This is a genomic window from Natrinema salsiterrestre, assembly GCF_029502005.1.
In the GTDB taxonomy this organism is placed as follows: Archaea; Halobacteriota; Halobacteria; order Halobacteriales; family Natrialbaceae; genus Natrinema; species Natrinema salsiterrestre.
On the sequence record NZ_JAMQOT010000001.1, the window covers coordinates 464,770 to 489,038 of the forward strand.

Annotated in this window: 17 protein-coding genes; 9 read left to right on the plus strand and 8 right to left on the minus strand. The window is 66.7% G+C overall.

Annotated elements, in window-relative coordinates; all coding sequences use genetic code 11:
* Nucleotide 1: 1 nt before the first annotated feature.
* Together NDI89_RS02355 and NDI89_RS02360 are read right to left on the minus strand one after the other, a co-directional pair.
* Nucleotides 2-3,151 (minus strand): FAD-binding and (Fe-S)-binding domain-containing protein, encoded by a 3,150-nt coding sequence (locus NDI89_RS02355; protein WP_277519912.1) that lies wholly within the window; start codon nt 3,149-3,151, stop codon nt 2-4.
* A gap of 2 nt (nt 3,152-3,153) precedes the next feature.
* Nucleotides 3,154-4,131 (minus strand): NAD(P)-dependent oxidoreductase, encoded by a 978-nt coding sequence (locus NDI89_RS02360; protein ID WP_277519913.1) that lies wholly within the window; start codon nt 4,129-4,131, stop codon nt 3,154-3,156.
* A gap of 111 nt (nt 4,132-4,242) precedes the next feature.
* On the opposite strand from NDI89_RS02360, the gene NDI89_RS02365 reads away from it, so the two are divergent.
* The gene (locus NDI89_RS02365) at nt 4,243-5,571 is read left to right on the plus strand and encodes an amidohydrolase (RefSeq protein WP_277519914.1); all 1,329 of its coding nucleotides are present in this window, start codon (nt 4,243-4,245) and stop codon (nt 5,569-5,571) included.
* Nucleotides 5,568-6,800: a threonine ammonia-lyase gene (gene ilvA, locus NDI89_RS02370; protein ID WP_277519915.1), complete on the plus strand. Its 1,233-nt coding sequence runs from the start codon at nt 5,568-5,570 to the stop codon at nt 6,798-6,800. The genes NDI89_RS02365 and ilvA overlap by 4 nt, the downstream gene beginning before the upstream one ends.
* Nucleotides 6,801-7,155: 355 nt before the next feature.
* Here ilvA and NDI89_RS02375 read toward each other — a convergent pair whose 3' ends face one another.
* From NDI89_RS02375 to NDI89_RS02400, 6 genes are all read right to left on the minus strand, one after another.
* Complete coding sequence (locus tag NDI89_RS02375) at nt 7,156-8,517, minus strand: aminotransferase class III-fold pyridoxal phosphate-dependent enzyme (RefSeq protein WP_277519916.1); 1,362 nt, start codon at nt 8,515-8,517, stop codon at nt 7,156-7,158.
* Between the two features lie 156 nt (nt 8,518-8,673).
* A complete protein-coding gene (locus NDI89_RS02380; protein ID WP_277519917.1) occupies nt 8,674-10,314 on the minus strand; it encodes a BCCT family transporter in 1,641 nt (546 codons plus the stop codon).
* Nucleotides 10,315-10,701: 387 nt separating this feature from the next.
* A complete protein-coding gene (locus NDI89_RS02385; RefSeq protein WP_226003969.1) occupies nt 10,702-11,349 on the minus strand; it encodes a DUF8102 family protein in 648 nt (215 codons plus the stop codon).
* A gap of 141 nt (nt 11,350-11,490) precedes the next feature.
* Nucleotides 11,491-12,771, minus strand: coding sequence for an amidohydrolase (locus NDI89_RS02390; protein WP_277519918.1), 1,281 nt, complete (start codon nt 12,769-12,771; stop codon nt 11,491-11,493).
* Nucleotides 12,772-13,044: 273 nt separating this feature from the next.
* Nucleotides 13,045-13,434, minus strand: coding sequence for a Rid family detoxifying hydrolase (locus tag NDI89_RS02395; protein ID WP_277519919.1), 390 nt, complete (start codon nt 13,432-13,434; stop codon nt 13,045-13,047).
* 22 nt (nt 13,435-13,456) lie between these two features.
* Nucleotides 13,457-14,839 carry an aspartate aminotransferase family protein gene (locus NDI89_RS02400; protein WP_277519920.1) on the minus strand — a complete coding sequence of 461 codons (1,383 nt, stop codon included), beginning with the start codon at nt 14,837-14,839 and terminating at the stop codon, nt 13,457-13,459.
* 532 nt (nt 14,840-15,371) lie between these two features.
* Here NDI89_RS02400 and NDI89_RS02405 point away from each other — a divergent pair.
* The 7 genes from NDI89_RS02405 to argS all read left to right on the plus strand — a co-directional run bounded on the left by NDI89_RS02405 (nt 15,372) and on the right by argS (nt 24,232).
* The gene (locus tag NDI89_RS02405) at nt 15,372-17,669 is read left to right on the plus strand and encodes an amino acid permease (protein WP_277519921.1); all 2,298 of its coding nucleotides are present in this window, start codon (nt 15,372-15,374) and stop codon (nt 17,667-17,669) included.
* A gap of 181 nt (nt 17,670-17,850) precedes the next feature.
* Nucleotides 17,851-18,687, plus strand: coding sequence for a proline dehydrogenase family protein (locus NDI89_RS02410; RefSeq protein WP_277519922.1), 837 nt, complete (start codon nt 17,851-17,853; stop codon nt 18,685-18,687).
* Between the two features lie 244 nt (nt 18,688-18,931).
* Entirely contained in the window at nt 18,932-19,891 is a 960-nt protein-coding gene (locus tag NDI89_RS02415) for a succinylglutamate desuccinylase/aspartoacylase family protein (protein ID WP_277519923.1), read from the plus strand.
* A gap of 1 nt (nt 19,892) precedes the next feature.
* Complete coding sequence (locus tag NDI89_RS02420; protein WP_277520494.1) at nt 19,893-21,050, plus strand: pyridoxal-phosphate dependent enzyme; 1,158 nt, start codon at nt 19,893-19,895, stop codon at nt 21,048-21,050.
* Nucleotides 21,051-21,075: 25 nt separating this feature from the next.
* Nucleotides 21,076-21,612, plus strand: coding sequence for an NUDIX hydrolase (locus NDI89_RS02425; RefSeq protein ID WP_277519924.1), 537 nt, complete (start codon nt 21,076-21,078; stop codon nt 21,610-21,612).
* A 79-nt stretch (nt 21,613-21,691) separates the two neighbouring features.
* Nucleotides 21,692-22,369, plus strand: coding sequence for a uridine kinase (gene udk, locus NDI89_RS02430; protein ID WP_277519925.1), 678 nt, complete (start codon nt 21,692-21,694; stop codon nt 22,367-22,369).
* Between the two features lie 84 nt (nt 22,370-22,453).
* Complete coding sequence (argS, locus tag NDI89_RS02435; protein ID WP_277519926.1) at nt 22,454-24,232, plus strand: arginine--tRNA ligase; 1,779 nt, start codon at nt 22,454-22,456, stop codon at nt 24,230-24,232.
* The last annotated feature ends 37 nt before the right edge of the window (nt 24,233-24,269 follow it).

Below are 24,269 nucleotides of genomic sequence, written 5' to 3' on the forward strand. Positions count from 1 at the left end.
CTTACCGCGAGAGCGCCGCCGCGACTTTCTCCACCGGGTGCGGCGGATCATCACAGCCGTCGTACTCCGAGAGCTGGGTCCGGCAAGACGCACCCGGTGCGACGACCGTCTCGCCGTCGCTCCCGTCGATCTGATCGAAGAGGATCCGCCCGATCGCCCGACTCAACGAGTAGTGTTCGGCCTCGTAGCCGAAGGAGCCGGCCATCCCGCAGCAACCCGAATCCAGCGCGTCGACCTCGTAGCCGACTGCCCGCAGGACGGTCGCCGCGTGGCCGTCCTTCTTCGTCGCTTTCTGGTGGCAGTGGCCGTGGTAGGTCACCCGCTCGTCGGGATCGGCGACCGGCAGCCCGTCCGCCAGTTCGAACCGGTCGAGGTACTCCATGACGCCGTAGGTGTTCGCCGCGACCCGCTCGGCGTCGCGCCCGGTGAGCAAGTCGAGGTAGTCGGACTGGAGCATGACCGCGTCCGAGGGCTCGACGAGGACGACCTCCCAGCCGTCCTCGGTTCGGGGAGCCAGCGCCTCGACGTTCGTTCTGGCGCGCTCGCGCGAGACATCCAGAAAGCCCTTCGAATGGGCCGGCCGGCCGGTCGACGTGACACCTTCGGGCACGGCCACGTGGACGCCCGCCGTCTCGAGGACCTGCACGGCGGCCTTCCCCGCCCGCGGATGGTTGTAGTTCGTGTACGTGTCGGGGAAGAGGAGCACCTTTCGAGAGGCCTCCTCGAGCGGGATCCGGGAGCCACCTCGCGCCTCGAACCAGTCTTCGAAACTCTCGCCGGCGAACGTCGGGAGATCGCGCTCGCGTGCGATGCCGACGGTCTTTTCGGCGATCGTATCGGCGCCGGGCAGCGACGCGGCCCAGTTCGAGAGGGGCGCGAGCGCGGAGCCGACGGCGTTGAGCCGGTCGACGTTGGCGAAGAGCCGATCGCGGAGGCTCGCACCGTTCTCCTGATGGTTCGCGTGCTCGACCTCGGCCTTGAGCTTCGCCATGTCGACCTCGCTCGGACAGTCCCGCGCACAGCCCTTGCAGCCGACGCAGAGGTCCATCACTTCGGCCAGGAACTCGGGATCGGTCGACTCGGCGTCGAGTTCGCCGTTCATCGCACCGCGGAGCATGTTCGCGCGCCCGCGGGTGCTCAGACTCTCCTCCTCCGCCGCGCGATATGTCGGACACATCACGCCGCCGGTCGTCTCCTGAGAACCGCGACAGCCGGCACAGCCGTGACAGAGTTCGACCATTCCCTGCATGCCGTTGTCGACGTCCCACTCGAGGGCGGGCTCGAAGCCGGCGTCGAACTCGTAGTCGGGGGAGAACCGCAGGTGCTCGGTCATGTCGTGATCGCCGCAGACGTTGCCGGGATTCAGGAGCCAGTCGGGGTCGAACGCCGTTTTCAGGTCGCGGAAGAGCGACCAGACGTCGTCGCCGTAGAGCTTCCGGTTCCACTGAGTTCGGGCGCGGCCGTCGCCGTGTTCGCCCGAGACCGAGCCGCCGTACTCGACGACGAGATCAGTGACGGCGTCGGAAATCGCCTCGAACTGGTTCAGTCCGGCCGGGCTCTTGGTGTCGACCAGCGGCCGCATGTGCATACAGCCCGGGCCGGCGTGGGCGTAGAAGCTCGCGAAGGTGTCCTGCTCCTCGAGTACCGCCTGGAAGTCGGCCACGTAGTCCGCGAGGTTCTCGGTCGGGACGGCCGTGTCCTCGATGAAGGAGATGTGCTTGGTGTCGGAGGTTCGGGAGAGCAGAATCGGCGCGGCGCTCTTGCGGAGCTTCCAGAGCTCCGCCCGATCGGCGGGCTCGTAGGCCTCGAGGGCATCGAACGCGCGGACGGGGTCGTCACCGGTTTCCGGCTCCCGGACGGTCGGTCCGCCGTTCGGTGTCGGGGCCTGCGAGTCCGGGAGCCGGTCGGACAGCATCTCGGCGACTTTGTCTCGAGCGTCGGCCTCGCTCTCGGCGTAGAACTCGACGAGCAGGGCCGTCTCGGTTCCGTCGGGGAGGTTCCCCGCGACGTCGGCGAACTCCTCGGTGTCGCGAGCGAGCTCGAGCAAGACGTCGTCGATCGCCTCGATCGCCGCCGGATCGAAGTTGCGGACGATGGTGTCGACGTCGGCCATCGCCTCGAGCAGGTCCGTGTACGTCAACAGGACGACGCCGGTGGTTTCGGGGACGGGCTCGAGCGAGACGGTCGCTTCCGTGATCACGCCGAGGGTTCCCTCGCTGCCGGCGAAGACGCGGGCCAGGTTGACCGTCGCGTCGGGGTCGGGCTCGCCGTCGATCTCGACCGTCTCGTCCGTGTTTTCGTCGAACGCCTCCGGATCGCCGTGGGCTTCCGCGACGAGTCGATCGAGGTTGTAGCCGGAGACGTTCCGCTTGAGCTGCGGGAAGACCTCGCTGATCGCCGCGGCCTCCTCGTCGACGACGCGGCGCAGCGCCTCGTGAATCCGCTCGAGGAGGTCGCCGTCCGGATCGGCCCGCTCGCGGAGTTGGCCGACCGTCACGTCGCCGAAACGTTCGACGGAACCGTCCGCGAGGACGACTTCGACCTCGTCCACGTAGGCGTCGGTCTTGCCGTACTGCAGGGAGTGTGCGCCGGTGGAGTTGTTGCCGATCGCGCCGCCGATCGTGCTGCGGTTTCCGGCCGCCGGGTCGGGTGCGAACTTCAGATCGTGGGGCTCGAGCGCCCCGTTCAGGTCCGCGAGGACGGTCCCCGCCTGTACCGTCGCTCGGCGCTCGTCGGCCGACAGCTCGAGCAGACCGTCCATGTGCGTCGTCAGGTCGAGGACGACGGCCTCGTTGACCGCCTGTCCGGCGAGGCTGGTGCCGCCGCCCCGCGGGAGGACCGGAACCCCGTTGTCAGCGCAGTACTCGACGACTGCAGCGACGTCGTCGGTCGAGCGCGGGAGGACGACGCCGACGGGCGTCACCTCGTAGGCGCTCGCGTCGGTCGCGTAGAGCCGCCGGCTGTACTCGTCGAACCGGACCTCGCCGTCGATGCGTTCGTCGAGCGCCGCGACGAGTTCGGGGCGGTCGATATCGCCGCCGACGTAGTCGTACTCGGCGCGCGGGTCCGCCGCCGGATCGCTCGCCTGCGAATCCGGTGCTGGGTCAGCATTACCGGTGTCGTCGGCTCGTGAAGAATCGTGCGTCGCCATCGTTACTCTCGAGCCGCGTCCGGCTGATAGACGGCGTTCTCGAGTTCACCGCCCGACTCGAGCGCGTCGACGTTGTCCGCGACGATGTCGGCCAGTCGGTCCCAGTGTTTCGGCGTGTGACCGCCGGTGTGGGGCGTGATGAGGCAGTTCTCGAGGTCCCAGAGCGGGTGGTCGGCGGGGAGCGGTTCGGGATCGGTGACGTCGAGGGCGGCCCCGCGGATCCCCTCGAACTGCAGCGCCGAGACGAGCGCGTCGGTGTCGACGATGCCGCCGCGGGCCGCGTTGACGACGACCGCGTTCGGTGGAAGCGTGGCCAGTTCGTCCTCGCCCACGAGCCCGCGGGTCAAGTCGTTGAGCGGGCACGCGAGGACGACGTAGTCGCTCCGCGAGAAGGCCTCGTGGACGTCGTCCTCGTCGAAACCGAGCACCTCGTCGGTCGGCCCGCCTTTCTCGGGCGTGTACCGGATCCCGATCGTCTCCACCTCGAAGCCCTCGAGGCGCTTTACGACGGCCTGCCCGATCGAGCCGAGGCCGACGACCGTGACGGTGCTGTCGGTGAACTCGTGCGACTGGAAGTGGCGCCACTCGCTGTTCTCCTTGCGCCGCCAGCCCTCGTGGAGCCGGCGCGCGAAGACGAGCATGTTGCCGATCGTCTGCTCGGCGATGCCGGGGGCGTGAATGCCGCCGGCGTTCGTCACGGCCACGCCGTGGTCGGCCAGCGCGTCCATCGGCACGTGGTCGGTGCCGGCGAAGGTACACGCGAACAGTTCGAGCCGATCGGCGCGCTCGAGGAGGTCCTCCTCGATCGTGATGCCGGTCACGACCCGCGCTTTCGGCACGAGTTCGCGCTCCTCTCTCGGCGTCCGCGCGAGTGCGACGGTGTGCTCGGGCAGTCGCTCGCGCAGCGTTTCGGCGTACGACTCCATCGACAGTCCTTCCGTTCCCTCTCGGAGAACGACGATATCTGGGTCCGTGCTCATGGAAGCTTCCGCGTTGCCCTACGATTGTCACGGCCTCTCTTATCTTTTTGTGTATCCATCGTAAACACTGATTGTGTATAATTAAGTTGCTGGGGCGCGTCAGCGACTCGCATGACCGAGCCAGTACGGGACCGACTCGTCAGCCTCCGCCGGAGTTTCCACCGCCACCCCGAGCCCGCGTGGCGCGAATTCCTCACGACGGCCAGACTCGTCGAAGAGATCCGGGCCATCGGGGTCGACGAACTGGCCGTCGGCCCGGACGCCTACGACCCCGCCGACCGGATGGCCGTCACCGACGACGACCTCGGACCGTGGGTCGAACGCGCTCGCGAGCGCGGCGCGGACGAGGCCGTCCTCGAGCGGATGACCGGCGGCAACACCGGAGCCGTCGCCGTCCTCGATCGCGGCGAGGGGCCGGCGATCGGCCTGCGCGTCGACATCGACGGGCTGTTCATCGAGGAATCGACCGACGAGGAGCACGACCCGGTCGACGAGGGCTTCCGCTCTGAGATCGAGGGGACGATGCACGCCTGCGGCCACGACGTCCACATGACCTGGGGGCTGGCCGTCCTCGAGGCCATCGCGGAGAGCGACTTCTCGGGACGGCTGGTGGTCTTCTTCCAGCCCGCCGAGGAGACCGGCGGCGGGGGCTGCCCGATGGCGAAAAGCGAGTTCGCCGACGACCTGGATTACTTGCTGGCGGTCCACGTCGGCCTCGACCACCCGACGGGCGAGGTCGTCGCCGGGATCGAGAAGCCGCTGGCGATGTGCCACGTCGACGCGACGATCACGGGCACCTCCGCGCACGCGGGCAAGGCACCCAACGAGGGGGCCAACGCCATGCATGCGATGGGAACGGCGATCGTCAACGCCTACGGCATCCCCCGGCACAGCGACGGGATGACCCGGGTGAACATCGGCAAGGCCGAGGCGGGGACCGCGAGCAACGTTATCGCCGAGCGCGCCGAGATGGAGGCCGAAGCGCGGGGCGAGACGACCGAACTGATGGAGTTCATGGAGCGGCGACTCGAGCGCACGATCAAGTCGGCGGCGAAGATGCACGGCTGCCGGGCGGACGTCGACGTCGTCAGCAAGTCGCCGCGGGCCGACAGCGATCCGGAACTGCAGGCGCTGGTGAGCGAGATCGCCGGCGGCGTCGAGGGGATCGAGCACGTGCTGCCGGCCGCCGATTTCGGCGCGAGCGAGGACGCGACATTCCTGATGGAGCGCGTCCAACAGGACGGCGGGCTCGCCACGTACATGATCGTCGGGACCGACCACCCGACGAGCCACCACACGCCGACGTTCGACGTGGACGAGGCGAGCCTGCAACACGGCGTCGACGCGCTGGTCGGGACGATTCGCGAACTCGAGCACCGGCATCCCGTCCCGCAGGTCGACGAGATGGCGGACGTCGAACGCGCGGAGGCCGGGGAATGAGCAGGGCCCGCGTCACTCTCGAGGAGATCGACTCGGCCCGGGAGCGCATCGACGGCGTCGTCCACCGGACGCCGCTGGACACCTCGCGGACGTTCGCCGAGCTGAGCGGCGCGGCCTCGGTCGGGCTCAAACTCGAGAACGTCCAGCGGACGGGCTCGTTCAAGATCCGCGGGGCGTACAACACGATGGCACAGTTGTCTCCCGACGAGCGCGACGCCGGCGTCATCGCCTCGAGCGCGGGGAATCACGCACAGGGCGTGGCGCTGGCCGGCGACCTCCTCGACGTCGAGACGACGATCGTCGTCCCCGAGGTCACGCCCGCCGCGAAGATCGAGGCGACTCGCGGGTACGGTGCCGAGGTGGTCGTCGAGGGCGACATCTACGAGCGGTCCTACGAGTACGCCCTCGAGCGCGCCGCGGAGACGGGGGAGACGTTCGTCCACCCCTTCGACGACGAGGCCATCGTCGCGGGGCAGGGGACGATCGGTCTGGAGTTGCTGGAGCAATACCCCGAGATCGACACCGCGCTGGTCGCCATCGGCGGCGGCGGGCTCATCTCGGGCATCGGGACCGTGCTGAAAGCCGCCGAGCGCGACGTGCGCGTCATCGGCGTGCAACCCGAGGGCGCGGCACACGCGAAGCCGTCGCTCGAGGGCGAGGGGATCCACGAACTCGACGACGTCGACACCGTCGCGGAGGGGATCGCGGACACCCGCATGCTCGAGACGACCGTGGAGATCGCCCGCGAGGTCGTCGACGACGTGGTGAGCGTGAGCGACCGGGAGATCGCCGCTGCAGTCACCCTGCTCGCCGAGCGAGCGAAGACCGTGGCCGAGAGCGCCGGTGCCGCGCCGCTCGCTGCCGCCCTCTCGGACCGGACAGATCTCGAGGGGGAACACGTCGGGGTCGTGATCTCCGGCGGCAACGTGAACCTCACCGACCACGCCGAACTGACCCGAACGGGTCTCCACGAGCTCGAGCGCTATACCGAAGCGCGGCTCGCGCTCGAGGGGTGGCCGACCGCAGTGAGCGACGTGGTCGAGACCGTCGCAGCCGAGGGTGCCGAACTGGACGTCCTCGAGCGCGCCCGTCGAACGTCGGTCGATCACCCGAATCGGACGCCGGTGACGATCGGCCTCGAGGGGAGCGGCCCCGAGCATCTCGAGGGGGTGCTCGCAGCGCTGGACGCGCTCGAGGGCGTTTCGGTCGTCGAACGGTCACTGAACTGACTACGTTCTGTATACTGCTGGCGCGCTGAACCGCGACGGAGTCGCGGTTCGAAAAGCGCGAGGGATGAGCGAAGGAGCGAAGTGACTGAGCGAATCGGTCGGGGAGGACGTGGTAATTGCCTGTTGCCAGTACGAGCAGGACACTCGTGTTCGCTGTCAGCTTGTAACTGGGCTCATCGACACCGCCACAATAGTAGGATTTTTAATTTGAATAGCTCTGCTGCGTCGCTGACGGGCCGATATCGTCCTGAAATCCGTCTGCTATAGGACCCGCCGAATTACGCCACACTCTCCCATCGGAGCCGCTTGAGCCACCGCAAAAACGGAAATTGATATCCGAAAACGCAGGACCGAATCAGGCCACTTTCGCGCTCGGGCCGACCGCCTCGATCGCCTCGAGGAAGATCCCGATCCCCAGTTCGATCTCGCGTTCGGTCGAGTCCAGCGGCGGGAGCAGCCGGATCGTCTTCTTCCCGCACCCGAGGGTCAGCAGGCCGCGCTCGAGGGCCGCCTCGACCACCGCCGACCGACGCTCGGGGGTGTCGAACTCGACGGCGAGCATCAGGCCCGTGCCGCGGACGTCCTCGACGTACTCGGGCACGTCGTCGCGGAGGAGCTCTTTGGCCTGCTCGCCCCGACGGGTCGCGTTGTCCAGCAGGTCGTGTTCCCGGATGGCCTCGAGGGTGAACGCGCCCATCATCGAGCCCAGGATGTCGCCGCCGCCGAAGGTCGATCCCAGGCGATTCTTTTCGCTGGGGAAGACCTCCGAGCGGGAGATCGTCGCGCCGACGCGCAGCGCCTTCGCACTGGCGATGACGTCGGGTTCGATGGGGTAGTGATCGGACGCCCAGATCTCACCGGTGCGGCCGACGCCGGACTGGATCTCGTCGACGACCAACGGGATGTCGTACTCGTCCGTGACGGCCGCGACTTCTTCCATGAACGCCTCGCTGGGGAACCGGTAGCCGCCGACGCCCTGAATCGGCTCGAGGGTGAGGAAGGCGATCTCGTCGGGGTTGACGTGGCCGCCTTCGGGGGCGAGCATGTTGCGGAGCTGCGAGCCGCCGCCCGCGAAGAAGCCGCAGTCGCAGCTGTCGGCGTCGCAGCCGCGGTCGGCGCAGAAGGGGACGGTCTCGATCCCGCTGATCTCGGGGTAGTGACGCGTGTAGACCTCCTTGGACTTCGTCAGCGACAGGGTCCCGAGCGTGCGCCCGTGGAAGCTACCGCCGAAGGCCACGCCGTACTTCGCGGGCGCTCGGTGGTCGTGGGTGATCTTCATCGCGTTCTCCATCGCTTCCGCGCCGGAGTTCGAGAGGAAGACGGTGTCCATGCCGTACTGACTCGAGACCTCGGTCAGTTTTTCCATGAGGTGACTCGAGCCGGGGACGTCCGCCTCGTCGGGGCTCGGACCGGAACCGAAGTACATGTCCTGACCCGCGATCTTCATCGGTTCGACGAGATCGAACTCGCGGAGCTTCCCGAGCACCTTCTCGTTGTTGTACCCCAGCGGAGCAGCGCCGATGTGACAGGTGAAGTCGAGGAGGACGTTCCCGTCGACGTCCGTGACGAATGGCCCGTCGGCGTCCCGCGTCACGTCCCAGACGAATTCGTGGGAGTACTCGCTGGGCGCGGAGTACTCCTGGTGGAAATCGACCCATTGCTGCGCGTTCGGACCCGGAAGCGCGGCCGCGTCGGGTTCCGCCGTGTCCCTATCCATACACAGTTTATGTGTATCTCGTACATTAAAACTTGTTATAGATTGGCGAGGATGTCAGCGACGAACGGCTGCGGAGCGTCGCTCTCCGCGCGAGAAAACGGACAGCATGACGGCCGACGCGGTTCGTCGGCCACGAGGTGGAGGGCGTCGGCGCGATCAGTCGTCGTCGCTTTCGACCGGGCCGCCGGGACCGGGCGACTCGGGTTCGGTTTTCTTGCTCGAGCCGATGAGGACGGTTTTGTCCTGCAGGAGCACCCGGCCGTAGCTCGAGCCGAAGTCCTTGATCAGCGAGAGCATCGCGGCGAAGCAGACGAAGGCGAACGGCGCACCGGTGATGATGACCGCGTCTTGAAGCGCGCTCGTCCCGCCCTCGCCGCCGAGGATCATGAGGATCGCGGCGGTCAAGCCGAGGACGACCCCCCAGAAGACGCGGTTAATAGTCGAGGGTCTCGCCTTCCCGCCGGTCGTCATCATGGAGACGGCGAGCGTCGACGAGTCCGCCGACGTGATGAAGAACGTCGTGACGAGGATCATGAACGCGATCATGAACACCGTCCCGAGCGGGAAGGCGTCGAAGAGGATGAAGCCCGATATCTCCGGCGTGAAGTTGTTGATAACGGGACTGAAGTCCGCAACGCCGGTGTGGTGGTACTGCAGCGCGGTTCCGCCGACGACGGTGAACCACGGAATGGTCGCCGCCGAGGTCGCGCCGATACCCGTGAACGCGACTTCGCGGACGGTTCGGCCCTTGGAAATGCGGGCGATGAACAGTCCGGCGAACGGGGACCACGAGAGCGCCCACGCCCAGTAGAAGACCGTCCACGAGTTCATCCACCCCGTCCCGCCGTCGGAGCCGGTACCGGTGTAGAGGCTCATGGACGTGAAGTCGGCGATCATGCCGCCCATCGCCTGCGAACCCAACAGGAGCAAGAAGAGGGTCGGCCCCAGGATGAACGTCGCCACCATGAGGATGACGAACAGGATCATGTTGAAGTTCGACAGCCGGCGAATCCCCCTGTCGACGCCGAGCACCATCGAGACGGTAAACAGAAGCGTCATCGTGGTCACCACGAGGAGGATCCCGACGTTCCCGAGGTCGATCCCCCACTGGTAATTGAGACCGGCGATGAACTGACTTCCGATGAAACCGAGCGACGTCGCCACGCCGCCGATCGTCGCGAAGACGGCGAGGATGTCGACGACTTTCGCGGCCGGACCGTCGAGGTTCTCCTTCCCGAGGATCGGCGTCAGCGCCGACGAAACTCGGAGCGGGACGTCCTCGTAGTTGTACGCGAAGTAGGAAATCGCGAGCCCCATAATCGTGAACACCGCCAACTGGGGAAGCGCCCAGTGGAACAGCGTCTGCTGGATCGCGTACGGCACCGCCTCGCTCGTCCCGCCTTCGATTCCGAACAGCGGCGAGGGGTTATCGTAGTAGAACAGCGCCTCCGTCGGGCCCCAGAACACGACGCCCGCGGCGAATCCGGCGGAGTACAGCATCGCGAAGTACGACAGGAAGCTGTACTCCGGGTCCGAGTCCCCCATCTTGATTTTCCCCCACGGACCGACGATCAGGAACAACAGGAAGAGGACGATCAGGAACACGATCACCAACAGCGCCCAGTTCAGGTACGTGACCACCCATTCGTAGAGGGTCCCGATCGTCTCCGTGACGAGCGCCTGATTGACGAAGAAGCCCACGATCACGCCGGCGGTCAGCAACGCGCCGAACGCGAAGACGATCGGGTCGATCTCCTCTAAGAACTCGTCGACCATCCCCTGCTCCGCGTCACTCATTCGGTCTCACCCCTGAAACCGGGTGACGGCGCACTGATTGACCGCCTTTCCACCTACCGTTCGCCATGCTGCGTGATGGCATACCGCCACCATTGACAGCGTATACAATAAGTGTTTCTCACTCTGCGAGACTATCCACGGATTGCGTTTATTTGATGTTCGATGGAGTATCACGCGGTTATCGCCAATATAACTATCATCCGATTACTGTATCCCAGATAATCGAACAAAAAGACGATAATACACCACTTCCCGCGGCAACTGACAATATCCGAGATGGTTCGATATCCGATTACAGCGGGCCGAAACGAGGCGGCTCGTCGATCGGTCCGGCGGCGTGCCGGCTCCGGACGGCGGCGAGTCGTAATCGAAAATCGATACGGCGGGTCAGTTCGTCAGTTCCTCGAGCGTCTGCTCCCGGGAGTCGGCGCTCTCGGCCACCTGCTCGGAGAACTCGTCGACGCGGTCTTTGATCTCCTCGCGGGCCGCTTCCGGTGAGAAGCCCTCGGACATCGTCAGGAGCCGGACGAACGCGCGGAGTTCTTCGTCCGTGAGCTGGGCGAACTCCTCGTTCTCGAGCTTCGCGACGACCTCGTCGACGTCGATCTGGCCGACCGGTTCGACGTTGAACTCGACGTTGACCATCCGGTAGTTCGAGCCGGCGAGTCGTTGTTCGGCCTTGCCGACGCCCTCGGAGAGCATGTCCTTGAACGGCGTGTGATACCCCATCGTCCCGAGGTGGAGGAACGCGAGCATGTCGGTGATCCCCTGCGTGTAGGCGTCGCGGTCCTCGTCGTCGGGGTCGAAGACCGTTTCCCGATCGCGCTGTTCCATGTACTCGAAGAGAATGCTGAAATCGAGGATCGCGTTGCGAACCCGTCGTCGAATCCGGTTTCGCTTCTGTTTCTTCGAGTGATCCGTGTAGTCCGTCTTCCGACCGAGCAGAAAGTCGCGGTCGGAGGGCGTGAGAATCCCGCGCGGCCGGTCCGAGTCCGCCGCCGCCCGTAGCGACTCCGGCACGTCGTCCTGGCTCATACCTCACACATACGGCGAGTGCGAATTAACGTTTCCGTTCTCTCGAACGTGATCGTTGTCGAATACCTTCGGCCCTCGAGGGGCGGTTCACGGCGGACCGGACCGTGTGTCGGAGCGTTGCCGCTCGTATCGAACCGTCGCTCAGACCGGCCGCTGGGAGAGTTCGATCGCCGTCTCGGAGAGCAGGGACGTCCCGATCGCGAGGCTCGATTCGTCGATATCGAACGTCGGCGTGTGGTGACTCGTCGGGTGGTCGGTGCCGACGAGGACGTACGAGGCGAAGCCGCCGTCGTCTTGGACGCGCTCCATCAGGTACGTCACGTCCTCGCTCACGCCGAACTCCTCGCTGGAGATCACTCGCTCGACGCCGTCGACGTCCCACGCGACGTTCCCGACGAGATCGCGGAGCGCGGGGTGGCTGTCGACGCTCGGTGACTCGCTGATCACTCGCGGCGTGACGTCGCAGTCGTGCATCTCCGCCGCGGCGTAGCAGACCCGCTCGAGTTCCGTTCGCGTGTACTCCATCAGCGCGGTCGTCTCGCCGCGGACCTCGGCCTCGATCGTGACCTCCTCGGCGATGACGTTGCTCGCGGTTCCCCCCTCGATCTGGCCGACGTTCACCCGCGTCAACCCGTCGCTGTGCCGCGGGATGCCGTAGGCGTTCTGGATCGCGGTCGCCGCCGCCTGCATGGCGTTGGCTCCCTCGTTGGGTGCCTTCCCCGCGTGGGCGCTCGCGCCCTCGAACGTCGCGGTGAGGTGGGCCATCGCCAGCGGCTTCTCGATCCCCGCGACGATCTCGCCCGTCGGGTGATCGAGCCCGATGTGCAACGCGAGGAGGTAGTCGACGTCGTCGAGGTAGCCGCTCTCGGCCATCGCCTTCCCGCCGCCGGAGATCTCCTCGGCGGGCTGAAAGAACACCTTCAGCGTCCCCTGGAACTCGCTGTCCGCGACCGCCTCGAGCGTCCCCAGCGCCATCGCGACGTGGGCGTCGTGGCCGCAGGCGTGCATGTAGCCGTCGTGCTCGGAGCGAAACCCGTCCGCCGCCGGCCGGTGGTCGCTCTCCGACGACTCCCGCATCGAGATCGCGTCGAGATCGACGCGGATCCCAATACAGGGGCCCGGCCCCTGTTCGAGGACCGCGATTACGCCCGTGTGGCCGCCGGCCGTGCGCTCGAGGATGTCCGAGCGCACCCCCGCCTCCCGCGCTCGCTCGAGCCACGGCTCGAGTTCCGACTCGGGAGGGACGGCCATCCGCTCGTCGGTCGCTAGCGCGTCGCGACCGACGGCGATCTCGTCGACGCCGATCCGCTCGAGCTCCTCGACGACGCGCGCTGTCGTCCGGAACTCTCGCCACCCTGGTTCCGGATGGCGGTGAAACGCCCGCCGGAGATCGCTCAATCGGGACCCCACGTCGTAGGACATTCGTGCCGGTGCTACGCCTGCGAGATACTTAACCGTAGTCAATATTCGTATACTGGTTGGTCACGATCGATGTAATTCCCCCTCCCGGACGGGTTCCGATGTCTCGGAACGCTGCCGGGCACGCCTCGGACGGACTGCCGTCGTCTCGCCGCAGACCGGGACGGTGCTGCGCACCATCGCGTACAGTCCGTTCGACTCGATGCGAGACCGGTAGCCGAGACTGAGGGCGGTAATAAATAGCACGATACGCGGCTTCGAACCGCTCGGGGACGGTTACCCGAGGTACGCGGTCGCGTCCAGTTCGACCCGGACGTCCTCGGGGAGCCGCGAGACCTCGACGCAGACTCGAGCCGGCGGGTCCGCTCCGAATCGCGCGCCGTAGGCCTCGTTGACTCGCTCGTAGTCCTCGAGGTCCGTCAGATAGACGGTCACTTTGACGACGTCCGCGAGGCCGTCGCCGCCGGCTTCGTCGACGACGGCGGCGATGTTGTCGAGTACCCGGTCAGTCTGTGCGTCGATATCGCCGTCGACGACCGCACCCGTCTCGGGATCGACGGGGCCGTACCCCGAAACGTAGAGCGTGTCGCCGGCGCGAACGCCCTGCGAGTAGGGGTTGTCGGTGTTCGGTGCGTCGTCGGTCTCGATGGGATCGGTGTCGGACATGGGATTCGTATCGCCGTCGGTCTCAGGCCGTCCGTTTCGCTTCGGCCGTCACTTCTTCGATCGCTTCGACGACGACGTCGAGCGCCGTCTCTGCCAGTTCGTGCGTGAGCACGAGCGGCGGCAGGAACCGGAGCACGTTGCCGTGACGACCGGCGGTCCAGATCAGGACCCCGCGCTCGAAGCAGTACTGCTGGATCGCGTCGACGAGATCGCCGTCGGGCTTCCCGTCGGCGTCGACGAACTCCGCGCCGATGAACAGGCCCTTGCCGCGGATGTCGGCGAGGTGTTCGTTCCCGTCGCCGGCCTCGCGGAGGCGACTCTGGATGTACTCGCCCAGATCGCGAGCGTGCGCGAGCAGGTCGTGGTCCTGAATGTACTCGATGGCGCGAGTCCCGGCTCGCATGCCGACGACGTGGCCGCGGTAGGTACCGGCGTGGTCGCCCGATCCCCACGTGTCGAGGTCCTCGTGATACATGGTCGCCGAGAGGGGGAATCCGACCCCGCCCAGCGCCTTCGCGGAGGTCATCGCGTCGGGGGTGACACCCTCCCAGTCGCTGGCCCACCACTGACCGGTGCGACCGAGCCCGCTCTGGATCTCGTCGAAGACGAGCGTGACGTCGTTGTCGTCGGCGATGTCGCGCAGCCCCTGCAGGAAGCCCTTCGGGGGCGTGACGATGCCGCCCTCGCCCTGAATCGGTTCGACGATGATCCCGGCCGGGTTCGCCAGCCCGCCGTAGGGATCCTCGACGATCGCCTGGACCTCCTCGAGCGCGTGATCGACCGCTTCCTCCGGCGCCTTGTCCTGTCGGAACGGGTGCGGATAGGGCGCGTGGACGACGTCCGAGAGCAGCGGCGTGTAGTGTTCTTTGAACTTCTTGTTCGACGTGACGCTCATCGCGCCGGTCGTCGCGCCGTGGTAGCCGCCGCGGAACGCGATCAGCCCGTCGCCGCCGGTGTTGTACTTGGAGAGTTTGATCGAGGCTTCGATCGCGTCACTGCCCGTCGGGCCGCCGAAGACGACCTTGTTCTGGCCCTGTAGGCCGTCGGGTGCGATCTCGTCGAGTTTCTCGATCAGCTCGAGGCGCGCTTCGGTCGGGAAGTCGACCGTGTGCACGAACTTGTCCGCCTGCTCGTGAACCGCCTCGAGCACGTAGGGGTTCGAGTGACCGACGTTGAGCACGCCGATCCCCGCGAAGAGGTCGATATAGGTGTTGCCGTCGGCGTCCCGTACCGTCGCGCCCTTGCCCTCCTCGAACGCGATCGGGATGTCGTCGGGGTACGCGACCGCACTACTGTCGATCTCGCGCTGTTTCTCGAGCAGCGCTCGGGTGTTCGGGCCGGGAACTGAGTCGACGGTCGGTGCGTCCTCGAAGTGGAGTTCGTCTATCGGCGGTCCTGCCGTCATGCGTAGGAGCAGGTGGAACACTCATAAATAACTTGTCCACAGTATTCATGAGTCCTGTATACAATTACTGAATACAAACGGGCGTCGAACCCGAGTACGGGAGAGCGAGAACTCGCTCCGTTTCGGTCCCGTCGGCGTCCGGAACGGCTCGCTCGAGGGTTGGAGAACGGCGAATCCGCAGGGCGGTCGTTCGTCGTCCCGGACAGTGTTTCCGCCGGTGTTCCGACATCGACTCCGGATCCGAACAATGGACGCCGCCAATTCTTTGCGATCGCCAATATAATTTCACGAAAATAACGATCCCGCAATTCAATCAGGGAGTTTATCACCGTCTCCGACTCAAATCAGAATCAATGAACGCCCGATATCGCGCCCGCGGTCCGCCACGGTCGTCGGTACCGAACGCGATCAGCCGACAGGAACACCGAGCGAGGCGGTGCTACGAGGGCGAACGCCCGTTCCCTCTCGGTTCGACCGAGACGATATCGGCTCCCCGCGCCGCTGACATCGGAGACGACGGAGGACCCCTCGCATGAGCGACGACGGGGAACTCGCGAAGGACCTCGGACTGTTCTCCGCGATCGCGATCGGCATCGGCACGATGATCGGTGCCGGTATCTTCGTGTTGCCGGGCACCGCGGTCGCTCGAGCGGGGCCGCTGGCCGCGCTGACGTTCGTGATCGGCGGGGTCACCGCGCTGTTCACGGCGCTGTCGGCCTCGGAACTGGGAACGGCGATGCCGAAATCCGGCGGTGCGTACTTCTACATCAATCGCGCGCTCGGCCCGCTGTTCGGGTCGGTGAGCGGCTGGGCCAACTGGCTGGGGCTCGCGTTCGCGTCCGCGTTCTACATGTACGGGTTCGGCGAGTACGTCAATCAGCTCGTGGGCGCCCCCGCACTCGCGCTCGGTCCGGTGACGATATCGGCGGCCCAGACGATCGGGCTCGTCGGCGCAGTCCTCTTCATCGCGATCAACTACATGGGTGCCAAGGAGACCGGCGGACTCCAGATCGCGATCGTGTTCACGCTGCTCGCCATCCTCGGCGTGTTCACTATCGTCGGGCTCCTGAACGCCGATCTCGAGTCGCTGCGACCGCTCGCGCCCCCGGGAACGACGAGCGAAGTGCTCCCGGTGACCGCCATCGTCTTCGTCTCCTATCTCGGCTTCGTCCAGATCACGTCCGTCGCCGAAGAGATCAAAGACCCGGGCCGTAACCTCCCGCTGGCGGTCATCGGCTCGGTCGTCATCGTCACCGTCGTCTACGCCCTGTTCCTCCTCGTCCTGCTGGCGGCGGTTCCCAACGAACTGGTGGCGAACAACGACACGGCCGTCGTCGAAGCCGCTCAATTACTCTTCGGCCAGTACAGCGTCTTCGGGTTCAGTCTGGGCGCGCTCGGCTGGGGGCTGTTGCTGCTCGGCGGGCTCCTGGCGACGGCCTCGAGCGCGAACGCGTCGATCCTCTCGTCGTCGCGGATCAACTTCGCGATGGGCCGGGAGAAGATCATCTCGCCGTCGGTCAACGACATCCATCCCCGCTTTGGCACGCCCTACAAGTCGATTCTCATTACCGGCTCGCTCATCATCGCCTTCCTCCTCTTTGGCAACCTCGAGATCCTCTCGACGGCCGGTTCGGTGCTCCACCTGATCGTCTACGGGCTGTTGAACATCGCGCTGATCGTCATGCGGGAAGCCGAACCCGCCGACTACGACCCCGACTTCGAGGTGCCGCTGTATCCGTTCGTTCCGATCATCGGGACGATCTCGTCGTTCGCGCTGATCGCGTACATCGAACCGTTCGTCATCGTCCTCTCAGCGGGGCTCGTCGTCTTCGCGGCCGCCTGGTACCTGCTGTACGCCCGCCAGCGCGTCGAGAGCGCCGGGGTCTTCGCCGGCTGGATCCTCGACCGCTCCGACGAGATGCCCGACGCCGCAGTGGCCGCGGCCGACTCGGTCCGCCCCGACGCCGCCAAAACGCCCGCCGCGGGGACGAACGGCGGTGACTTCCGCGTCATGGTGCCGCTGTCGAACCCCCGAACGGAGAAGGACCTGATCACCCTCGGCGGGGCCATCGCGAAACAGCGCGGCGGCACGGTCCACGCCGTCCACATCGTCCAGGTCCCCGACCAGACCCCGCTCAAACGCGCCGAACAGAACGAACGGATCGACGCCGAGTCCCAGAAGCTACTCGAGCAGGCGCGGACCGACGCCGAGACGTTCGGCGCACCCGTCGAGACGCACACGGTGCTCTCACACCGCTCGTTCGAGGAGGTCTTCGACGCCGCCCGGACCTTCGACGCCGATCAGGTCGTGATGGGCTGGGGGCCGACCTCCCACGGCCGCGCCGAGTCGCGAATCGACGAGCTGACTCACGATCTCCCCTGTGACTTCCTGGTGTTGAAAGAGCGAGGGTTCGACCCGTCGCACATCCTGTTGCCGACCGCCGGCGGTCCGGACTCGGTACTGGGTGCGGACGTCGTCCGGCTGCTCCGCGAGGAGTTCGACTCCGAGGTCACGCTCTTGCACGCCCTCTCCGAGGACGAGTCCCTCGAGGACGGCGAGCAGTTCCTCGAGGAGTGGGCGGCCGAACACGGACTGGCCGACGCCGAACTGGTCGTCGACGAACGGGACGTCGAGACCGCGATCGAAGCTGCGGCCGCCGACGCCACGCTGGTCGTGATCGGCGCGACCGGCAAGGGCCTGCTCTCCCGGATCGTCCGCGGCTCGCTGGTGCTGGACGTCCTCGAGGACATCGACTGTTCGGTGTTGCTCGCGGAAACGGCCCGCAAGCGGACCGTGCGCGAGCGCCTGTTCGGTCACAGCGACGACTGACGTCCGCAGCTGATCTCGCCGGGTATCGGCTCGATGCCGTTGTAACCGTTCTCCGCCCGTTTCTGTCGTAACCGCTCCCCATCCGTTACCGTCGCAACCGCTCCCCACCCGTTTATCGACGGCGAGGGTCGTCCGAAAAACGGAGTAATATCCTTAGGGGGTGGCGACATATATTGCAACCATGATCCCACCTATCGCAAACCAGTTCGTCGCGGGGGAATCACCGGCGGTCGCGCTCGAGCACGTCCGCCACCTGAACGACCGCAACGTCGACGCGATCTGCAATCTGCTGGGTGAACACTACGACGAGCGCGGCCCCGTCGCCGACGACACCGCCGAATACCGACAGCTCGTCGCCGATATTTCGGAATCCGGCCTCGGGGCCTGCATCTCGGTGAAACCCTCCCAGCTGGGACTCGACCTCGGCGAGGACGTCTTCCGGACGGAACTGGAGACGATCGTCGACACCGCCGACGAACACGACGTGTTCGTCTGGATCGATATGGAGGATCACACGACCACCGACGCGACGCTGGACGCCTTCGAGGACTTCGCTCGAGAGTACGGGGGCGGCCTCGGGCTCTGCGTGCAGGCGAACCTCAAGCGGACGCGGGGGGACGTCGAACGCCTCGCCGACGTCCCCGGCAAGGTCCGGTTCGTCAAGGGCGCGTACGATCCGCCGGCCGACATCGGGTATTCGGACGGGGCGCGCGTCGATCGGGAGTATCGATCGCTGCTCGAGTACGCGTTCGAACACTACGACGGCGGGATCGGGGTCGGGAGCCACGATCCGGCGATGATCGACCACGCGAAGGCGCTCCACGAGCGCTACGGGACGGACTTCGAGATCCAGATGCTCATGGGCGTGCGCGAGGACGCCCAGTACGAACTGGCCGAGGAGTACGACGTCTATCAGTACGTCCCCTACGGCGACCGCTGGAAGTCCTACTTCTACCGGCGGGTCATGGAACGGCGGGAGAACCTCTGGTTCGCGCTTCGCGCCGTGCTCGGCAGGTGAGGACACCGGTCGACCCGGCTCGAGAGTGGCGTCGTACGAGCCGTCCTCGAGACGTTACGAACGATGAGCGAGGGGAAATCCGCGTCCTCACTCGGAGGGAGTCTGCCGCGATCCGGACGACCTGCCTCGGATATCGATTCCGACCGGACGAGGGAGAGTAACCGATCCCCCGTCCCCCGAATCGAGTGCCCGCTGCTCGAGATCAAAGGATAGTATAAAGGCGAACGGGTTCATCGTGAGGGACATGACGACGACGCTCGGAACGGCGAGCGCGGGGCCCGGAGAGATCGATACGGGCCGTCTCGAGGTCGGGGAGACCCGGGATGGGAGTCCCGTTGGACTGCCCGTTGCCGTGGTGAACGGCAGCGATTCGGGGAAGACCCTCTACATGCAGGCGGCCAGTGACGGCGACGAACTCAACGGCGTCGGCGTCATCCAGCGCGTCGTGCCGCAACTCGATCCGGCCGAGATCTCGGGAACGATCCTCATCGTGGGGATCGTCAACTATCACGCGTTTCAGGTCGCCGAACACCGCAACCCGATCGACGACACGAAGATGAACCGCGCCTATCCCGGCAACGAGAGCGGGACCTCGACCGAACGGATCGCGGCCGCGACGTTCGACGCCGCAACCCGAGCGGACCTGATCCTCGATCTCCATCAGGGGTCGACCAGTCGGATGCTGGACGAGGTCCGCGTCCGCTGTGGGAAGCGCCACCGGCTCCACGACCAGTGTCTCGAGCTGGCGAAGGCCTTCGGCTGTGGCTACGTGCTCGATCAGAAGGGACCGGACGGGCAGCTCGCCCGTGCAGCCCCCGACGACGGCATCCCGACCGTCGACCCGGAGCTCGGCGGCGCCGTCGGCTGGGACGAGACGAGCATTCGGACGGGCGTCGAGGGCGTGTGGAACGTGCTCCGATATTACAACTTTCTCGAGGGCGACCAACCGCTCGAGACGCAGACCCGCGCCAGAGGGTTCGAGCAGTACGGCGCACCCGAAGGCGGGCTCGTGACGCTACGGAAGGAACTCGGCGACCGGGTCCAGCCCGGAGAGCCGCTGTTCGAGGTGACGACTCCCTTCGGCGAACGGAAGGCCGAGGTGACCGCCGACAGTGACGGGATCTTCTGGCGGGCGCGCCGGCTTCCCCAGGTCGCAACGGGCGAATACGTCTGCTCGGTCGGGACCGACGTCGGTGAGTACTGAGATGGCGTCCGATCTCACCTGTCCCGACTGCGGGGCCGTCTACGAGGCCGGGCCGGACGAACCGTGGTGCTGTGCCTGCGGCCGCGCGCTGGAGTTCACCGCGCGCCCCCACCCGAACGGGGATCCGCTCCCGCTGCACAGTCTCGACACCAGCGAGGGCCTGTGGACGTTCTTCGAGTTCCTCCCGATCGAACAGCACGTCACCTTCTACGAGGGCTTTACGCCGATGGTCGACGCGCCCGACTGGGACGCGGAGTTCAAACTCGAGTACGTCTTTCCGACGGGCTCGTTCAAGGACCGCGGCGCGACGACGACCCTCTCTCGAGCCGTCGAACTGGGCGTCGACAAGGTCATCGAAGACTCGTCGGGGAACGCGGGCGCGTCGATCGCGACCTACGCGGCCCGGGCGGGGATCGACGCGGACATCTACGTCCCCGCGGACGTCAAACAGTCCAAACTGATGGCGATCCAGCGGGCCGACGCCCGTCCCGTCCGCGTCGAGGGCTCTCGAGAGGACGTCACGAGGGCCTGTCTCGACGCCGTCGAAGGCCGCTCGGATACCGGCGGTGGAGACGCCGAGGACGGCGACGCCCCGAGGCAGGACGGCGACGGCTGGTACGCCAGCCACGCCTGGAACCCCGCGTTCTACGCCGGTACGATGACGTTCGCGTTCGAAGTGGCCGCCCAGCAGGGGTGGACCGTCCCCGACGCCGTCGTGCTCCCGGTCGGCCACGGGACGCTCTTCCTGGGCGCCTACCGCGGATTTTCCCTGCTGAACGAGGCCGGCATCGTCGACGGAATGCCCCGCCTACTCGGCGCACAGGCGGCCGGGTACGCGCCGATCGTCGGCGCGCTCGGCGGCGACACCACCGACGAGGAGGGCGAGGGAACGGCGATCGCCGACGGGATCCAGATCACCGAACCCGCCCGCGGCACCGAGATCCTCGAGGCGATCGAGGAAACCGACGGCGACGCGATCGCGCTCGGCTCGGACCCGATCGAGACCGCGCTGGATCGACTCCACCGCAACGGGTTCTACGTCGAACCGACCTGTGCGGTCGCCCCGGCGGCGCTCGAGCAGTACCGCGAGGACGGCGTGGTCGACGCCGACGACGACGTCGTGGTCCCGCTGACCGGAAGCGGATTCAAAACGCTTTGAACCCTCCGCGACAGTGATCGAATAGATGGTCAGCCGACCGCCGACGTTCTGTCCCGACTGTGCCACCCGCCTCGAGACGGTCACGTTCGACGAGCGCGAGCGCAGGCGCTGTCCGAACTGCGAGACGGTCGTCTGGCACAACCCGGTCCCCTGCGCCGGCGTCGCAGTGGTCGACCGATCGGGTCGGGACCCCGCCGTGCTCTGCGTCGAGCGCGGCGTCCCGCCGGGCGTGGGGGAGTGGACGATTCCCGGCGGCCACATGGAGATCGGCGAAGAGCCCGCGACGGCGGCCGCACGCGAACTGGAAGAGGAGACCGGCGTCGCGGTCGACCCGGCGGACCTCGAGATCCTGAGCGCGTCGGCGATGCCGCCTCGAGAGGGGAAACACGTCGTGACGGTCCACTACGTCGCCGCTCGAGCCGACACCGCTGGCGAGCCGGTCGCCGACAGCGACGCCACGGACGCCCGGTTCTGGACGCCGGCCGAGTTCGATGCCTCGGCGGAGACGTTCCGACCCGTTCACGAGCGGCGGTTCCGCGAGGCCGCCGCGCTGTTCGAGTGAGTGCCGCGGCTCGCCGACGGGGACGGGCCGACGCCCCGGGATCAGGGGATTCATTAGCGGTCCAGTCCAGATTCGGACGATGAGCACACCGTCGTTCGCCATCGGGATCGCCGGCGGCACGGGAGCCGGGAAGACGACGGTCGCGCGCACGGTCGCGGACACCGTCGGCGAGGCCGTTACCCGAATCCCGCTCGACAACTACTACGAGGACCTCTCCCATCTGGCGTTCGAAGAGCGCGAGGAAATCAACTACGACCACCCCGACGCGTTCGAGTGGGAGCTGCTCCGGGAGCAACTCGAGACCCTGCTCTCGGGGCGGTCGATCGAGATGCCCCAGTACGACTTCGAGGTACACAACCGCACGGACGAGCGCGTCACCGTCGAGCCGTCCGACATCATCGTCCTCGAGGGGATCCTCGCCCTGCACGACGAGGTGATCCGCGAGCTGCTCGATCTCAGGGTGTACGTGATGACCGACGCCGACGTCCGCATTCTGCGTCGGATCGAACGGGACGTCATCGAGCGCGGGCGCGACCTCGAGGGGGTCATCGACCAGTACCTCGAGACGGTCAAACCGATGCACGAGCGGTTCGTGGCCCCGACGAAGAAGCAGGCCGACGTGATCATTCCCGAAGGCGCGAATCGCATGGCGCTCGATCTGCTGATCGAGAAGGTCCAGGCCGAGTTGCCGGACGACTCGCCCCGATCCGACGCCCCCGACCGGGAACTGTCCTTCACCGACCAGTCGACGGACTGAGCGCCGTCGCGTCGGAGCGGCGATCCCGACGGCGGCGAGACGAAACCCGACATTCCTTTACTCGAGCCCTGAATACGGGCGGGTATGTTCCTCTCCCTGCGCGCGGAGGTCGAGGACGCCCTCGAGGGGGCGCTCTCGACGCTGGACTTTCCGACCGACGATCTGGGAATCGAAGAACCGCCGGAGGACGTCGCGAGCGTCCTGGCCTCGAGCGTCGCCTTTCGCCTCGCCGACGAAGCGGGCGCGCCCCCACCGCAGGTCGCGGGGCGGATCGCCGACGAGATCGACGCCGACGAGCTGACCTACGTCGCCGAGGTTCAGGCGCAGGGACCGTACCTGAACTTCCTGCCGAGCGACGCCTATCTCGCCGAGACGCTCGACGAAGCGACCGACGAGACGTACGGACGCCTGCCGGACCGCGACACGAGCGTCGTCGTCGAGCACACGAGCGCGAACCCGACGGGGCCGGTCCACGTCGGCCGCGCCCGGAACCCGATCATCGGCGACGCAGTGGCAAATCTGGTCGATTTCGCCGGCTACGACGTCGACCGCCACTACTACGTCAACGACGCCGGCCGCCAGATGGCCGTCTTCACCTGGGCCTACGAGACGTTCGACGAGGAGGACCTGGACGAGCCGCCCGAGCGCGACCGCATCGAGTACGACCTCGTGCGCTACTACCGCAAAGGGAACGCCTACCTCGAGAACGCTCCCGAGGACGAGGTCGAGGCGGCCGAGGCCGAGATCGAGTCGATCATGCAGGGGCTGGAGGCCGGCGATGACGAGGCCTACGAGCGGGTCAGCGAGGTCGTCGACCAGGTCCTCGGCGGGATGACCGAGTGTCTCGCCCGCCTGCCCGCCGAGTTCGACGAGTTCGTCAAGGAGACGCGGTTCATGCGCTCGGGCGCGACCGACGACCTCGTCGATCGTCTCAAGGAACTCGACGAATCGATCTACGAGGAGGACGCCTGGCAGCTCGAGCTCGAGGACCACGGCATCGACAAGAACCTCGTCTTCCTGCGCTCGGACGGCACGTCGCTGTATGCAACCCGCGACCTGGCCCACCACGAGTGGAAGTTCGACGAGTACGACCGCGCGGTGACGGTGCTGGGCGAGGACCACAAGTTACAGGCCAAACAGGTCCGGACGACCCTCGAGTTGCTGGGCAACGAGACGGACCAGCTCCGACAGGTCCTCTATTCGTACGTCAACCTGCCGGAGGGGAAGATGAGCACCCGCCGGGGAACCGGCGTCGACCTCGACGACCTGCTCGACGAGGCGATCGATCGCGCCCGCGAGGAAGTCGAGGACCGGCTGGACGACCGCATCCGCGACGACGAGCTGGACGACGACGATATCGAGCGCATCGCCCACCAGGTCGGGATCGGTGCGGTCCGCTACGACATCGTCTCGAAACAGCCGACGAAGGCGATCACCTTCGAGTGGGAGCGCGCGCTGGACTTCGAGGCCCAGTCGGCACCCTACGTCCAGTACGTCCACGCGCGCTGCTGTGGCATCCTCGAGGAAGCCGGGATCGACCCCGAGACCGGCATGGACGACGTCGAGACGGCCGTCGACGCCGAGTTGCTCGAGACCGAGGCCGAGCGGGACCTGCTCGAGACGATCGCGCGGTTTCCGGCGGTCGTCGACGAGGCGGCCGACGACCTCCAGCCCCATCAGATCGCGACGTACACGCGCGAGTTCGCCAATCGGTTCAACGGCTTCTACCGGGAGTGTCCCGTCCTCGCCGACGACGTCGACCCCGAGGTCCGCGAGGCGCGGCTGGCGCTGGTCGCGGCCTCGAAGCACGCGGTCGCGAACGCCCTCTCGATCCTGGGCGTTGCCGCGCCCCGGTCGATGTAAGCTCGGCGACCCGGCGCTCTCCGTCGCCGTGATCGAA